Raw genomic sequence first — 16,202 nt, 5'->3', positions numbered from 1 at the left:
TATAAATTAATAAAAACTCTATTTCTTATTTCAAACCAGCTAAACTCTGCTCAATTGTAGCAATTTTTGCAAGGGCATCAGCTTGTTTTTGTTTTTCGATGTTTAGAACTTTTTCCGGAGCTCCGTTTACGAATTTCTCGTTTGAAAGCTTCGCTTCAACAGATTTCAGGAATCCTTTTGTATAATTCAATTCTTCTGCTAGTTTCGCGATTTCTGCTTCAACGTCGATATTTCCTGTAATCGGAATGAAATATTCATTTGATTTTACTCGGAAAGATAATGCACCATCCACTTTTTCAGAAACGTATTCGAATGCCGAAACGTTTCCTAATTTGGTTACTACTGAATCAAAGTATGTAGAAACATTTTCGCTGTTGATTCCTTTCAATTCGATTGCATCTTTAAACGGAATATTTTTGTCTTTACGAATAGTTCTAATTCCAGAAATTACTTCAATTGAATTTTCAAAATCAGCAATCAATTTAGCATCAAATGGTTTTAATTCCGGCCAAGTTGAAACGATTAATGCTTCCTCTGGAGTTCTTTCGGCGATTAACTGCCAGATTTCCTCCGTTAAGAAAGGCATAAAAGGATGAAGCAATTTCAAATTACTTTCTAACATTTCAATTGCCTTATCAAAAGTTGTTTTATCAATTGGCTGTTGATATGCCGGTTTGATCATTTCTAAAAACCAAGAACAGAAATCATCCCACACCAATTTATAAATCGCCATAAGAGAATCTGAAATTCTGTATTTTTCAAAATTATCTTCGATATCAACTAAAGTTTGTTGCAACTTCGCTTCATACCATTCTATCGCTACTTTTGATGATTCGGGTTGTGGAATAGTTTCAGAAACTTCCCAACCTTTAATCAATTTAAAGGCATTCCAAATCTTGTTGGAGAACGCTTTTCCCTGATTGCATAATTCTTCATCAAACATAATGTCGTTTCCTGCAGAAGCGCTCAAAAGCAATCCTACACGAACACCATCGGCACCAAATTTTTCAATCAGGTCTAAAGGATCAGGAGAATTCCCTAATGATTTAGACATTTTACGACGTTGTTTATCACGAACTAAACCAGTCAAATATACATTTGTAAATGGTTTTTCGCCAGCATATTCATAACCTGCAATAATCATTCTGGCAACCCAGAAAAATAAAATATCCGGACCAGTAACCAAGTCGTTTGTTGGATAATAATATTTATAATCAGCACTTTCAGGATCCATTATTCCGCCAAAAACGGACATCGGCCATAGCCATGAAGAGAACCAGGTATCTAAGGCATCAACATCTTGTTTAAGGTTGTCGGTTGTTAGTTGTTGGTTGTTGGTTTTTTCTTTCGCTAAAGCTAAAGCGTCTTCGATGTTTTCAGCAACTACGAAATCTTCTTTTCCATCACCGTAATAATAGGCCGGAATTTGTTGTCCCCACCATAATTGACGGGAAATATTCCAGTCACGAATATTGTTTAACCAGTGCGCATAAGTGTTTTCAAAACGTTTTGGATGTAATTTAATATCTCCCGTTTCTAAAACTGATTTAATTGCCGGTTTTACCAAATCTTCCATTTTCAGGAACCATTGATCAGATAATCTTGGTTCGATTACCGCCTTGGTTCTTTCAGATGTTCCCACTTTATTCAAATGGATTTCGGTCTTCGCCAAAGCTCCAATTTCTTCTAATTCTTTTGCAATTTCAGTACGAACCACAAAACGATCTTTTCCCTGATAATGTAATCCGAAGCTGTTTAAAGTCGCATCTTCATTAAAAATATCAACGATTTCAAGATTGTGCTTTTCTCCTAGCGTTTTATCGTTCATATCGTGTGCAGGCGTTACTTTCAAACATCCTGTTCCGAATTCAACATCTACATATTCATCTTCGATAATTGGAATTACTCTTCCGCAAATAGGAACGATGGCGCTTTTGCCTTTTAAATGTGTAAAACGTTCATCAGTCGGGTTGATACAGATTGCGGTATCTCCAAAAATAGTTTCAGGACGTGTTGTTGCAATCGTAAGAAAATCTTCTGAACCTTCAATTTTATATTTCAGGAAAAATAATTTTCCTTGTTGTTCTTCGTAAATAACTTCTTCGTCAGATAAAGTCGTTTTAGCTTCCGGATCCCAGTTAACCATTCGGTAACCTCGGTAAATTAATCCTTTGTTATACAAATCAACAAAAGAACGAATTACAGAAGCCGACATATCCGGATCCATAGTGAATTTTGTGCGTTCCCAATCGCATGAAGCTCCTAATTTCTTAAGCTGTTCCAAGATTGTTCCGCCATATTTATCAGTCCATTCCCAGGCATGTTTTAGGAATTCTTCACGAGTTAAATCATTTTTGTTGATTCCTTCCGCTTTTAATTTCGCTACTACTTTTGCTTCAGTAGCAATAGAAGCGTGATCCGTTCCCGGAACCCAGCAAGCGTTGAAACCTTTTAAACGTGCACGACGAATTAAAACATCCTGAATAGTATTATTCAACATATGTCCCATATGCAAGACACCAGTGACGTTTGGAGGCGGAATTACAATAGTATACGGCGTTCTATGATCTGGTTCTGAATGAAAATAGTTGTTTTTCATCCAGTAATCATACCATTTATTCTCAATCGTCTTAGCGTCAAATTGTGCTGGAATTGTCATTTAAATAGGTTGTTTTAATCGTTAATTCGTTTAATCGTCAATTTGTTTATTTATTCAATCGTTTCGGGTGATTTGGTAAAACGATAAACAGTTAAACAAATAAACCAAAAAACTTTGGTTCAATTTTTGTAATTGTAATTGACAGCAAAAGTAAATAATTAAGTACACTATAAAAAGCGAATTAATAATTTGTGTGTTAATTAAAAGAATGTATATTTACTTACAACTTAAAAATAATTTCAAGATGAAAAATGTTGCCTCTTTTATTGCAGTCGTATTGTTTAGCGCAATAGGTTATGCACAAAATGGCCCAAAAATTGAATTTGCAGCCCCGGACAATACAATTGATTATGGAAAAATTTCTAAGACTGATAATGGAGTTCGCTCCTTTGAGTTTACTAACACCGGCGATGCACCGCTTTTAATTATTGGTGCAGAATCGACAGTTAGTTCTATAGTTGTTACAAAACCCGCAGCAGCTGTAATGCCTGGTAAAAAAGGAAAAATTGATGTTAAATATAACATGGCTGCCGGTCCAATTCGTAAAACAATTACGGTTGAAACCAACGCTGTAAACTATCCTGATGGCCGCGTTGCCTTAAAAATTAAAGGTGAAGTTTTATAGCAAAAAAATAAAATCTAAAAAAATTATAAAAGCCGTTTCTTAAATTTAGAAACGGCTTTTTATTTTATCAAAATCTTACATCTGACTTTTCACGTTTATTTAGTGGCACATTCAGCTGCATCAAATTTATATTTTACTTGATCAAAATCAATAGGCTTATCTTTTACTAAATAAGTAACTCCCATTGTGGTTTGCATTGTTCCGTTTCCTAAAATAAGCTGTTTGTCTTTCTTTAAAAATGCCATTGGATTTTTAAACGTTTTGTCTTTACTTGCTAAATCCTTAAAAGTATAATCGGCAAATAAGGTATCTCCGTGAAATTCACCTTTAATTTCACCCGTTCTTACGGTTGAAGGCGCCACTTTCATAATCATATTTCCACTTAATTTTCCATTTTTTAAAGTGTTAAGCTTTAATTGAAGAGTATCTTTTTCATATACGGCCTGATAACACTCCGTATTTACAACTGTTTCAGCATCAGATTTTGCTGACTCAGTTTGTTTTTGTTTTTCTTCATTTTTACAACTTTGAAATCCAATGCAGATAACAAGCAGATAAGGTAAAACTAGATTTTTCATATTTCAATATTTTATTTCAGGGTTATATTTTATAAAAATAAATAAAAAAGAAGCCAAAATAAAGGCTTCTTAATTAAATTTATCATTTTGACAGAATCTATAAATTCTTAATTACAAATTCAGATCTTCTGTTTAATTCATGTTCTTCTTCAGAGCATGCATCGTCGGTTTTACATTTTATAATTGGAACCGATTCTCCGTAGCCTTTAGCAGTAACTCTTTTGGCATCAATTCCAGATTGTATTATAAATTCTCTGGTCGAATTGGCTCTTTTTTGAGATAAATTTTCATTGAATTTTGCATTTCCACGAGAATCTGTATGTGAACCAATTTCGATTACCATTCCCGGATATTTATTCATCAATGCCACAACTCTTCCTAAAACAACTTTTGATTCTTTACGGATGTACCACATATTGTAATCAAAATAAATAGGATCTGTTTTGATAATTAAACGGTCTTTATCTCTTACAACATCTTTTTCCTGTTCTAAAATTTGTTTTACTTTTTCGTTCTTTTTGACTTCTGCGGCAGCGATTTCAGCTTCTTTTGCTTTTTTCTCTTTCTGCTTTAATTCTACAGCGGCAAGAACTTCTTTTTTCTTGTTTTCTTCTTCTATAATAATTTCCTGCTGTCTTTTCTTTTCAGCATTTTCTTTTTCTTCTAGCTTGATTTTTTCCAAAGATTTTAATGCTAAAGAAGCATCATTTTCTTTATTTCTGATATTATCTAAAGTTAGTGTTTTAGACTCATTTGTATATTTTTCTTTAAAAGCCGAAACTTTATACGAAGCTTCACAAGGAACTCTAAAACTAAATTTTCCATCTGCAGAAGTTGTCGCTGTATTCAAGGTTTTATTATTTGAATCCTGCAGTATTACTGTTGCATTTTCTAAAACCAATTTAGTGTCGATATCTGTAATAATGCCTGCAATCAACTGATGGCAATCTTCAACAATTAAATCTTTAGTCTCTTTAAATTGATAAATATCATCGCCGCCCTTTCCTCCTTCTCTATTGGATGCAAAATATCCTTCTTTGGTTTCAGAGTCAATATTGAATGCGAAATCGTCTAAATTTGAGTTTAATGGAAGCCCAATATTTATCGGTTTTGAATATTCATTTCCGTTTATTTCAGAAACAAAAACATCCAAAGAGCCGTAACCTAAATGCCCATCAGAAGAAAAGTAAAGTTTATTATCTGCGGAAGCAAAAGGAAATTGTTCTCTTTTATTTGTATTAATTTCGGGACCTAAATTTTTTGGAGTATCAAATGCACCTTTATTTATGTTTACCGAATAAATATCAAAAGAACCAAGAGATCCAGGCATATCCGAAGCAAAATATAACACTTTTTCATCAATACTAAGCGAAGGATGTTCTACAGAATAATTGGGGCTGTTAAAAGGCAGGGACGTAATATTTGTCCATTTTCCATTAACTAACTCAGCTTTAAAAATCTGAAGGTTTGAAATTTTCTTATCGTCTTTCTTTTTCTTTCCGTTTTTAGAATTATTTCTGGTAAAGTAAATTGTTTTTCCATCTTTTGTAAAAATGGCATTTGATTCGTGCATTCCGGTTTTTAATTCTTTGGCAAAATAATGCGTAATAGAATCTGCTGAATTAATATTTTTTAATGGAACTGTAACCAAATTCAAATAGGTTTCTCCATCCCATTTAAATTTTTTATCGAATATTCCCGGCTTCAATTTAACGCCTGCAAAAACCAAATTGTCTTTATATTTTACAGCTCCAAACTCTGAATTTGGTGTATTTATTGGCAGATTTTTAATTTCAAATCTCTTTCCAATTGCTGAAACATTTTCCAATGTTTTAATATCCTTTTCAAAATTGGCTGCATCATCCGGATTCGATGATTTTGCATAATATTCTTTTAAAACAGTATTTGCATCAGTGTATGCATTTGTTGCTTTTAGAGTCTGTGCGTATCTAAAGTAATATTCTCTGTCTAAATTGTCATTATAATTTTGAACAAGTAAACGATAATAACGCTGTGCTTTTATTAGATCATTTGTATAATAATAGGAATCTGCAAGGTTTTTTATTACTTCTTGTGATGGTTTTTCTTCGGCTAATTTTTCATATAAAATAATAGCTTCGCTGTAATAAGTTCTATCAAAAAATTTCTTTGCTCTAATCAATTCCTGATCCTGGGCATTTATAAACTGTATTGAAAATACGAATATAATAACGAGTAGTTTTTTCATATTTTTCATTTTAGAAGAATCTTGGTGATTTATCAAATCCTTTACCTAATAAATCCAAATCAAAAAGCAGCATAATTTCATGCGTTCCCGAGTTAAACTGACCTAAATTTGTAAGTGTATAATCGTATGCATAACCCACTCTTAAAGTAGGTGTTACATTAAAATTAAACAAAGCACTTACCGAATCATCTATTCTATAAGCCGCCCCAAGTTCAAACTTTTCATTATACAAAACATTGGCTGTTAAGTCTATTGAAATTGGTGCTCCTTTTACAAATTTAGTCATAAATGCGGGTTTCACTTTCCACATATTATTTACCTGGAAAACATATCCTGCGGTTAGGAAAGTGTGAATGTTTTCGGATCCAAAAGCATTTACTCCTGATTTTTCTTCAATATATTTTGTTTTCAATAAGTTAGGCACCGAAAGTCCAACATATAAATTATCTCTAAAATAATAAGCCCCAACTCCAATGTTAGGTTTTGTAGCATTTATGTTTTCGGCGAAAGCCATATCTGTAGCAGGATCATTAAACTTAAATCCATTAAAATTGGTTTGCATTGATGATAATCCAGCTTTTAGACCCAGAGAAAGCTTATTTTTTCCTCCTAATTTTAGAACGTATGCAAAATCAGCATAAATATTATTTTCTTTTTTAACACCATCACCAATATCATCTGATATAAATGATAGTCCGGCTTCAACTTTGTCTGAAATTGCCGTGTGGCCAAAAAAGGTAAAAGTTTTTGGCGCGCCAACCGCTCCAACCCATTGTGTTCTGTACAATCCTCCAAAATTCATCATTGCAGGAACTCCTGTTGCATACGCCGGGTTGACCACGCTCATATTGTACATATAATGTGTGTATTCAGGATCCTGCTGTGCAGAAACTGAAGTTATATAGAAGAAGAAAGTTATATAGAGTATTTTTTTCATTTGAAATTTATATTAAAAATTATCGATTTAGATAAAGACGTCCTTGTTGAGGGGGTCTATTGTCTTTATTAAAATAGAGAATGTAAAAATATACTCCGTTTGGTGCTATTCCGCCGCCAATTCCACTTTGTTCGTAATTTATTCCATCCCATGCCGGCTTATTTTTAAAGCCTTTATACATACCGTTTCCATATCTGTTAAAAATTTCGAGTGAATAATTTGGATATAAAAAATCGATGTCAGGAATAGTAAAAGTGTCGTTAATTCCATCTCCGTTTGGAGAAAATCCATCAGGAACAAAAAAAGTATATTCCGGAGAATCACAAACTATTAATGAAACCGTAACTGCAATATTTTCTTGTGAAACGCAATTTAGTGTTGGCGAAAAATCAAATCCATAATAAATTGCTTTATCTACTAAAGGAGTTGAAGCTGAAAGTAAATTTCCATTATTTGGCGCATCATACCAAACAACTGTTGAAGGTGATCCTGTATTATTTGATAAATCAAGAATTGTAGGATTGTCTAAGCCGCAAAAGTTTTGCCCATCCTGGTTTAAAGTTGGCGCTGGTACATCGTTGATTGTTACGGTAATTTGAGCCGCAGGAGATACACAACCAGCAGCAGAAGTTTCCTTAACAAAATAATCTTCCGATTTTAAGACATATGTATTTGGAAGTGGTGTAACTTCGGTCGCAGAAATATACCATTTGTATTGAGCTCCCTGAGGTTGTAAATTTGCAATAGTAGATTGATCTGTCTTGCAAAATGCTTGATTATTTACTAATGGCGCAGTTGGAATTGGATTTAATATTAACGTACCAGATATTCCTGTTACATTATCTTCGCAGGTAGTGGTGTTGTTTTTTATTTTAACAATGGTAATTGTTGTATTACCAGAATTCACGAGCAAAGCAGCAGGAACAACAAAACTAGAACTTCCATTTTCTACAGTTAAATCAATAGTTTCTACATTAGAAGTATTTCTTCCTGAAAGTACATAAGATAAAGTAACGTCAGTTAAAGTCTGTAGACCAAAAACATTAACTCTAACGGCTTCACCAAAACAAACAATTGGAATCTCAAATCTTAAAAGTGAACCGTTTGGTAAGGGATTAATTGTGATTTCTCCTTTTAAATTAGCAGCATTAACACATTGTGAAATTACATGTGTAATTGCTGTAATAGTTACTGTAGTAATACCACTTCTCGAGTTAAATATTTCAGGCACAACAAAACTTGCATTTCCTCCTGATACCGTAATTCTACTAACTTGCGAAGGTATGTTGTTTGCCCCTGATAAATTATAAACTATATCATAATCACCATCAGCTAGTTTTACGGCATTTGAAATCTGAATTAATGCATCCTGATTTTGACAAGTCGCTACAGGACTAATTACTGCTCCTTCTAAATCTGGAATTGGGTAAATGATCAGATCATCTGATAAGTTATTTATAATGTTTTGACACAATCTTGCACTGTTAGACAAAAATATATTTAAAATATTTACTTTAAAACTTCCAGCTCTTTGAAAATAATCTGATTTAATGGGAAACGTAGCAACACCATTTGTAAAAGTAGCCGAAACTGTTTCTATCGTACTTGATCCCGAAACATTAAAGGACACATAATATAATCCATTTGGGATAGCTGCCGGTCCTCTGGTAATAGTTACCGTATACGAAGCAGTCGGAATTTCTGTTTCACAAATATCTGAATTAACTTCTACTATTGCACCTGTAAAATCAAGCTTATTTTCAAGACTAACTCTTACTGTAGTCTGATCATCTGGACAAACAAAATCACTAGAAGGCACTTTGTAAGTAAAATGATAATTACCAGGCCCATAAGTATTATATATTTTTTCAACATTGATATTATGATCGCCTGTAAAGGTTAATTCATTGGTTCCATTAGCTTCAACCCATGTGCCTCCTGAATCATAATCTGAAATTAACGAAAATAAATCGTAGTTGGTATAAGCCGACAAACCATCACTAGCACACAAAGCTAATGGTAGTGAATTTCCAGACTTTGGAGCTTTAAAAACGGATATAATTGCTGTTGATGACATGGCAGGACAAGTGCCAATTGCAGGCATAGTATATGTGAAATAAAAATCTCCTTCTAAATTTTCGACATTTACAGAAGAACCAATGTATTGATTTGTCGTATCATTATGCCATTGCCCATTAGATTGTGGACCCAATTCAACACCATTAAAAGCCTGAAAAAGATTAAAATTAACTACAGAGCTGCAAACTGAAAAATTGGGTGAAGTAACTCCTGAATATCCTCCTATAGTTACTGTAACAGTTGCAGAATTATCAACACAGCCAGCATTTCCGGTAACTGTATAAGTATAACGATATATCCCACTTGCTCTAATAATTTGAGCATTTAAAATTCCTGTAACTGGATTTAATCCTCCCGAAGAATTATCATCTTTCCAGATTCCGCCTGTGACAGGAGATCCGCCTAGTAGTGAGAATAAATTTATTGTTTTGCTGCTAGGATTAGGAATATCACAAACTGTAAAACTTGAGTCATCACCAGCGCATTGAGCTTTTATTGTTTGAGGTAAAAATGATAAAAAAACAAAAAATAAAACTACATGTAAGAAATCATTGTATTTTTTGGCCATAAACTGCTATTTTTTGATAAACTTAATAAATTATTAATGTTGCTTAAACAAAAAAATGATTTTAACACTTATTTTTTCACAAAATTTAAACAATTTAAAAAATCATTACCGAAACAAAACTTTTTAATATAAAAAAATTAAATAATCATAATCGATAATTTACAACTCATCTTCGAGTCTAAATCTAAACTTCAAAATCAAGCTGTTACGCTCAACTTCAAGAGTAATCCATTTATCTTCTTCTGATTTTAAAAGCTGATTAATTTGCTGTAAGGAATATTTATAAGGTCGCTCTCCATTTATAGATGTAATGATGTCACCTTTTTGCAATCCGCATTTTTCTGCAGCAGATTGTTTTCTTATATTGACAATCTCATAAACGGGTTTCAAAGAAAATTTATATCTAAAATTTCCACCGTTATTTGGATTTGGTTCTCCTTCATTTAATGATACAGCAACCTTTACGGTTTCTAAATGAACTGTTTCCTGAACCCACTGTAATCCGTTATGCTGAATTGTAATTCCGCTTTTATTATAAGTAAAAGGATCTTTGAACTTGTGATTTTTTTTAAGGTATAACTTTTTATCAGCATAATCTAAAACTACTGTAAAACGCTTTAAGATTTCTCCTCCTACAGAACCAATCCTGTCTGGAACCATCTTTACATTTCGGATAGATGTCGAATCTGGAAAAGCTACAATTGGCTTCTTAAATTCAAATTCATCAATTATAAATTTTTGAATTCTGGCGCGATGTCCTTCAATGTCACCACTAAAACCTTTTCCAAGAAAATCAGGGAAATTTTTCTTTGGAAGTTTTATTTTATTATTTTCAAAAATCCAAAAAGCATCGCTGTTCCCAATATCAATTAACAGCTTCGCAGAAACTTCTTCGTTATCTACAACCGCAGTTGTGTAAATATAAGGCTTAGATTTTTCAATTGTTATAGGAATTGCCTTAAATTTTTTATCTAATTTTTTTCTGATAGATTCGTTATTTGAATACACAATAACTTTTCGCTTTTCATAATTCACTTCTACAATATTGTTTTTAAAGAATTTGTGCCCAATAATTCCATTTACCGGAATACCAATATGAGACGAAAGATTAAAACTTTGATCTAAAATTACAAACAACATATGATTATCAGACCTTAATCCGTGTGTTTCAAAAGTATTTTTTGTCGATTTAAGCCCTTCAATTTCACTTTCAGACCCTAATCCTCTAAGTCTGATTTTTTCTACGTTATTAAATTTAACCTCTTGCATTTCATCCATACTAAACAAAATAGTTTCTTCGACACCAGAATCTAACAAGAAATTCAGCTCGATTCCGTTTACTTTAATCGGAATAAAAATGAGGTTATTTATCAATTTAAAAGGGATTACTACCTTTTGTTTGTTATTTTGGATAATAAAACTATCCTGAGATTTTCCATAAAAAGGTAACAATAACCCAAAAAACAATACAATATATTTTTTCATTGACAATATTTTATTATAAAATTAGTAAATATATTTATTATTGTTAGATTTTTATAAGTCCGTGCATTGTTTACGTTAAATTCGAAAAAAAAATGCAAATTTGCACTTCAATAAAAAATCTCATGCCAACAATTTCAAGCAAAGGCAGAAACATGCCCGAATCACCGATACGCAAGCTTGCTCCTTATGCAGATTTAGCAAAGCAAAAAGGACACAAAGTGTATCATTTAAACATTGGTCAACCGGATATCAAGACACCCGAAGTGGCCATCGAGGCGGTAAAAAATATTGATTTAAGTATTATAGAATACAGTCCGTCAGCCGGATATGAAAGTTATAGAAAAAAATTAGCAAAATTTTACCAGCGCCAAAATGTAAATGTTAACTCAGAAGACATCATTGTTACAACTGGTGGCTCTGAAGCCCTTTTATTTGCACTGGCCACGATTACAGACCCTGGAGATGAAATTATTATTCCAGAGCCATTTTATGCTAATTATCATGCATTTGCATCTTCTACAAGTGCAACTGTAATTCCTCTAGTTTCAACTATTGAAACGGCATTTGCTTTGCCAAGTATCGAAGAAGTTGAAAAGTTAATTACACCAAAAACAAAAGCGATTTTAATTTGTAATCCAGGTAATCCAACCGGATATTTATATTCAGAAGCAGAAATTAAACAATTAGCGGGTTTAATTAAAAAATACGATTTGTATTTAATTGCCGATGAAGTATATCGTGAATTTTTATACGATGGAGATGATGTGCATTATTCTGTTATGAATCTAGAAGATGTACAGCAAAACGTAATTATGGTCGATTCAGTTTCAAAACGCTACAGTATGTGCGGCGCAAGAATTGGATGCTTGATTACTAAAAATAAAGAAGTACTGGCAACAGTAATGAAATTTGCTCAGGCGCGTTTGAGTCCGCCAACAATTGAGCAGATTGCGTGCGAAGCTGCAATTGATACGCCTCAAAGTTATTTTGATGAAGTAATTGCAGAATATAAAGAGCGTCGAGATACTTTAATTTCAGAATTAAACAAAATTGAAGGTGTAGTTGTAACCAAACCTAAAGGTGCCTTTTACTGCATTGCACAGTTACCAATAGCAGATTCTGATGACTTTGCTCAATGGCTTTTAGAAAGTTACGACTTAAATGGCGAAACAGTAATGATTGCCCCTGCAAAAGGATTTTACTCAACTCCGGGAATGGGATTGAATCAGGTTCGCATTGCTTATGTTTTGAACAAAAAAGACTTAATAACTGCTGTAAATATCTTAAAAGAAGCACTTTTGGCATACAACAGCAAATAAGAAACCAACTAAACTTAAACTTTCAAAAGACAATAACCATTTGTGTTATTGTCTTTTGTATTTTAAATAAGTCACAATTAGACCAATTTTAAATTATATCTAAAAAGGATCAATTAAATAGTAAAAACCATAGAAAAGGTTTCCTATTTATTAATTATCTTTACCCCCTTAAAAAGATATACCCATTATAATAGTAGTTTTTAATGATAAATAACGAAGATTTTTTAGACGAAATAGGTGACAATCATTTCAGCAGTAATGCAAAAAACCCTCTAAGAGCGGACGCTTTTGACATAACTGATGAAGAAAAAATAGAAAAAATTAAAAAAGATGTTGAAAACATTCTGCAGACACTTGGAATGGATTTGACAGATGACAGCATAAAAGGTACTCCAAACCGAGTAGCTAAAATGTTTGTAAAAGAGATTTTTGGTGGTTTAAATCCTGCAAAACAGCCAAAAGCGTCAACTTTTGACAACAATTATAAATATGGTGAAATGTTAGTAGAAAAAAACATTACTGTTTATTCTACCTGCGAACACCATTTACTACCAATTATCGGACGTGCTCACGTTGCTTATATTTCAAGCGGAAGAGTTATTGGTTTATCAAAAATGAACCGTATTGTTGAATATTACGCTAAAAGACCTCAGGTTCAGGAGCGTTTAACAATGCAGATTGTTCAGGAACTTCAAAAAGCTTTAGGAACAGAAGATGTTGCCTGCGTTATTGATGCAAAACACCTTTGTGTAAACTCAAGAGGAATTAAAGATATCGAAAGCAGCACTGTAACGTCTGAATTTGGTGGCAAATTCAAAGATCCTCAAACAAAAAGAGAATTTCTTGACTACATCAAACTAGAAACACAGTTCTAGATTTTTTCCTTATTCCGAAAAAAAAGCAAAGATTAAATAGTTAAACATTTAAAACAATTATGCCACTATATAGCAGTCAACCCTTAAAAATATACAATTCATTATCAGGTGAAAAAGAAAATTTCAAACCGATCCATGAAGGAAATGTTGGAATGTATGTTTGCGGACCAACGGTTTATAGTAATGTACATTTAGGAAATGTAAGAACTTTTATGTCTTTTGACGTGATTTTCAGGTATTTTTTGCACCTTGATTACAAAGTTCGTTATGTTCGTAATATTACTGATGTTGGCCATATTGTGGATGATGTAGATGAGGGTGAAGATAAAATTGCTAAAAAAGCACGTTTAGAGCAGTTAGAACCAATGGAAGTTGTACAACGCTACACTGTTGATTTTCATGATATTCTAAAAGCTTTCAATTTTTTACCGCCAAGCATTGAGCCAACTGCAACCGGTCATATTATTGAGCAAATCGAAATCATCAAAAAAATTATCGATACCGGAATTGGTTATGAAGCCAACGGATCTGTTTATTTTGACGTCGTAAAATACAATGAAACTAACAATTACGGAGTTTTAAGCGGCAGAAATATCGAAGATATGCTGGCTAACACCCGTGATCTTGATGGTCAGTCAGACAAACGAAATCCGCAGGATTTTGCACTTTGGAAAAAAGCTGAACCAGAACACATTATGAGATGGCCTTCCCCATGGAGCGATGGTTTTCCGGGATGGCATTTAGAATGTACAGCAATGAGTACTAAGTATTTAGGAAATCATTTCGACATTCACGGAGGTGGAATGGACTTAAAATTCCCGCATCATGAATGTGAAATCGCTCAAAACGAAGCCTGCACGGGACAATCGCCGGTAAATTACTGGATGCACGCCAACATGCTTACGCTTAACGGAAAGAAAATGGCAAAATCCACCGGAAATAACATTTTACCGGGAGAAATTTTAAGCGGTGATAATACTATTTTAAGTAAAGCCTTTTCTGCATCTGTAACCCGTTTCTTTATGTTGCAGGCACATTACAGAAGTATTTTAGATTTTTCTGATGATGCTATTACTGCTGCTGAAAAAGGGTACAAAAGATTAATAGAAGCTCTTGAGGCTTTACCAGCAATAACAATCGGTTCTTCAAGTTCTGTTGATTTTGCAGCTTGGAAACAAGCTTGTTATGATGCAATGAATGATGATTTTAACACACCAATTCTAATTGCGCAGTTATTTGAAGGTGTTCGTTACATCAATTTATTAAAAGAAGGAAAAGAAACAATTTCTGCCGACGATTTAAAATTATTTTCGACAACTATGAATGCTTTTGTTTTTGATGTTTTAGGGTTGAGCGATGAGAAAGCAGCTGACAGCAATAATGATAAATTAGAAGGCGTAGTAAACATGCTTATCGGAATGAGAAATCAGGCAAGAGCTGATAAAAATTTCGCTCTTTCTGATCAAATTCGTGATCAGTTAATTACTTTAGGAATCCAGCTAAAAGATGGTAAAGAAGGAACTAGTTTTTCTATCTAAAACTAAAAATTCTAATAAATCATGAAAGTCATAACGCCATTTGTTTTATTAGTACGCTTTTATCAAACTGCGATTTCACCTTTTACACCCGCTTCATGCAGATTCGAACCAACATGTTCGACTTATATGATCCAGGCATTGCAAATGCACGGATTATTTTACGGAGGGTATTTAGGAATGAAACGAATTTTAAGCTGCCACCCTTGGGGAAAAACCGGATATGATCCCGTTCCTGAAAAGAAATGTTCACACAAACATTAACTTTTTATAAAGACTTGCTCCACATTTAATATTTATTTTTACAACATATATAAAAACATTACTCTATATGACACAGCCTTTAAATATCGTTTGGAATCCTTCAGAGGGAATAGATTTAGGATTTTTTATGATTCGTTATTACAGTTTAATGTTCGTAATTGCTTTTGGTTTAGGATGGTTCCTAATGAAAAAGATTTTCGAACGCGAACATGAATCGTTAGACAAATTAGACTCATTATTTGTCTGGACTGTTTTAGCAACATTAATTGGAGCTCGTTTAGGACATGTTTTCTTTTATGATTGGGAATATTTCAGAAATCATTTACTTGAAATCTTTTTGCCTTTCAAATTCGAACCAAAATTTGAATTTACAGGCTTTCAAGGCTTAGCTAGTCATGGTGCCGCTATTGCAATCATTTTTGCTATGTATTATTATAGCAAAATGATTTTAAAACGTCCATTATTATGGATTTTAGATCGTGTTGTAATTCCAGTTGCAAGTGGTGCTATTTTTGTACGTTTAGGAAATTTTTTCAATTCTGAGATCATCGGTCATGAAACAACTTCTGCTTTTGGAATTCGTTTTTTACATGATAAGTTTAGTAAAGCCGAAGCAGTAAATGCAACTCAAATCGCAAACCCAAAAGAGGCTTATAACGCAATAGTTACAGATCCTAAATTTGCAGATCTATTAGCGCAGGTTCCTGCAAAACACCCAACACAATTGTACGAAGGGTTTTGTTACATATTTGTGTTTGCGATCTTATATTTCTTGTATTGGAAAACTAACGCAAGACTTAAGTCAGGATACTTATTCGGATTATTTTTAGTTCTTTTATTTGTAGTTCGATTTATAGTTGAATTTGTAAAAGAAAGTCAGGGAGGTATCGAAGAAGAATTAGGTTTATTCTCAACCGGACAATGGCTAAGTATTCCTTTTATCATAATCGGTCTTTTCTTTATCATTAGAGCACAAAGAAATCCTTTAGCGGCTTCTTAATTAAATAAGAATCTTAAAATTAAAATATAAAAGTCCAGTATTTTGAAATAC

General features: G+C 33.0%; 12 protein-coding genes. 6 read left to right on the top strand and 6 right to left on the bottom strand.

Annotation, left to right across the window (positions count from 1 at the left end; all coding sequences use genetic code 11):
* Positions 1-25: 25 nt before the first annotated feature.
* Positions 26-2,659, bottom strand: coding sequence for a valine--tRNA ligase (locus ASD98_RS10725; RefSeq protein ID WP_056204105.1), 2,634 nt, complete (start codon positions 2,657-2,659; stop codon positions 26-28).
* Positions 2,660-2,903: 244 nt separating this feature from the next.
* Between ASD98_RS10725 and ASD98_RS10720 the strand changes: the two genes are divergently transcribed.
* Positions 2,904-3,284, top strand: a complete 381-nt coding sequence (locus tag ASD98_RS10720) for a DUF1573 domain-containing protein (RefSeq protein WP_053471178.1) — start codon at positions 2,904-2,906, stop codon at positions 3,282-3,284.
* A gap of 95 nt (positions 3,285-3,379) precedes the next feature.
* On the opposite strand, the gene ASD98_RS10715 is transcribed toward ASD98_RS10720, so the two are convergent.
* The 5 genes from ASD98_RS10715 to ASD98_RS10695 form a co-directional block, all read right to left on the bottom strand.
* Positions 3,380-3,862 carry a hypothetical protein gene (locus ASD98_RS10715; RefSeq protein ID WP_056204103.1) on the bottom strand — a complete coding sequence of 161 codons (483 nt, stop codon included), beginning with the start codon at positions 3,860-3,862 and terminating at the stop codon, positions 3,380-3,382.
* Positions 3,863-3,959: 97 nt separating this feature from the next.
* Positions 3,960-6,089: an OmpA family protein gene (locus tag ASD98_RS10710; protein WP_056204407.1), complete on the bottom strand. Its 2,130-nt coding sequence runs from the start codon at positions 6,087-6,089 to the stop codon at positions 3,960-3,962.
* A 10-nt stretch (positions 6,090-6,099) separates the two neighbouring features.
* Positions 6,100-7,026: a type IX secretion system membrane protein PorP/SprF gene (locus ASD98_RS10705; RefSeq protein WP_082577832.1), complete on the bottom strand. Its 927-nt coding sequence runs from the start codon at positions 7,024-7,026 to the stop codon at positions 6,100-6,102.
* 19 nt (positions 7,027-7,045) lie between these two features.
* Complete coding sequence (locus ASD98_RS10700) at positions 7,046-9,673, bottom strand: gliding motility-associated C-terminal domain-containing protein (protein WP_056204100.1); 2,628 nt, start codon at positions 9,671-9,673, stop codon at positions 7,046-7,048.
* Positions 9,674-9,832: 159 nt separating this feature from the next.
* Positions 9,833-11,158, bottom strand: a complete 1,326-nt coding sequence (locus tag ASD98_RS10695) for a PDZ domain-containing protein (RefSeq protein WP_056204098.1) — start codon at positions 11,156-11,158, stop codon at positions 9,833-9,835.
* A 122-nt stretch (positions 11,159-11,280) separates the two neighbouring features.
* Here ASD98_RS10695 and ASD98_RS10690 point away from each other — a divergent pair, with 122 nt between their 5' ends.
* The 5 genes from ASD98_RS10690 to lgt all read left to right on the top strand — a co-directional run bounded on the left by ASD98_RS10690 (position 11,281) and on the right by lgt (position 16,151).
* The gene (locus ASD98_RS10690; protein WP_056204095.1) at positions 11,281-12,477 is read left to right on the top strand and encodes a pyridoxal phosphate-dependent aminotransferase; all 1,197 of its coding nucleotides are present in this window, start codon (positions 11,281-11,283) and stop codon (positions 12,475-12,477) included.
* Between the two features lie 203 nt (positions 12,478-12,680).
* Positions 12,681-13,352, top strand: a complete 672-nt coding sequence (folE, locus tag ASD98_RS10685) for a GTP cyclohydrolase I FolE (RefSeq protein WP_056204093.1) — start codon at positions 12,681-12,683, stop codon at positions 13,350-13,352.
* A gap of 59 nt (positions 13,353-13,411) precedes the next feature.
* On the top strand, positions 13,412-14,890 hold the full coding sequence (cysS, locus tag ASD98_RS10680; RefSeq protein ID WP_056204090.1) for a cysteine--tRNA ligase: 1,479 nt from the start codon (positions 13,412-13,414) through the stop codon (positions 14,888-14,890).
* 21 nt (positions 14,891-14,911) lie between these two features.
* On the top strand, positions 14,912-15,151 hold the full coding sequence (gene yidD / locus ASD98_RS10675; RefSeq protein WP_056204088.1) for a membrane protein insertion efficiency factor YidD: 240 nt from the start codon (positions 14,912-14,914) through the stop codon (positions 15,149-15,151).
* Positions 15,152-15,218: 67 nt separating this feature from the next.
* A complete protein-coding gene (lgt, locus tag ASD98_RS10670) occupies positions 15,219-16,151 on the top strand; it encodes a prolipoprotein diacylglyceryl transferase (protein WP_056204085.1) in 933 nt (310 codons plus the stop codon).
* Positions 16,152-16,202 lie beyond the last annotated feature (51 nt).

This window comes from Flavobacterium sp. Root186 (assembly GCF_001428525.1).
In the GTDB taxonomy this organism is placed as follows: Bacteria; Bacteroidota; Bacteroidia; order Flavobacteriales; family Flavobacteriaceae; genus Flavobacterium.
This window is presented reverse-complemented; position numbering and strand designations above follow the sequence as displayed.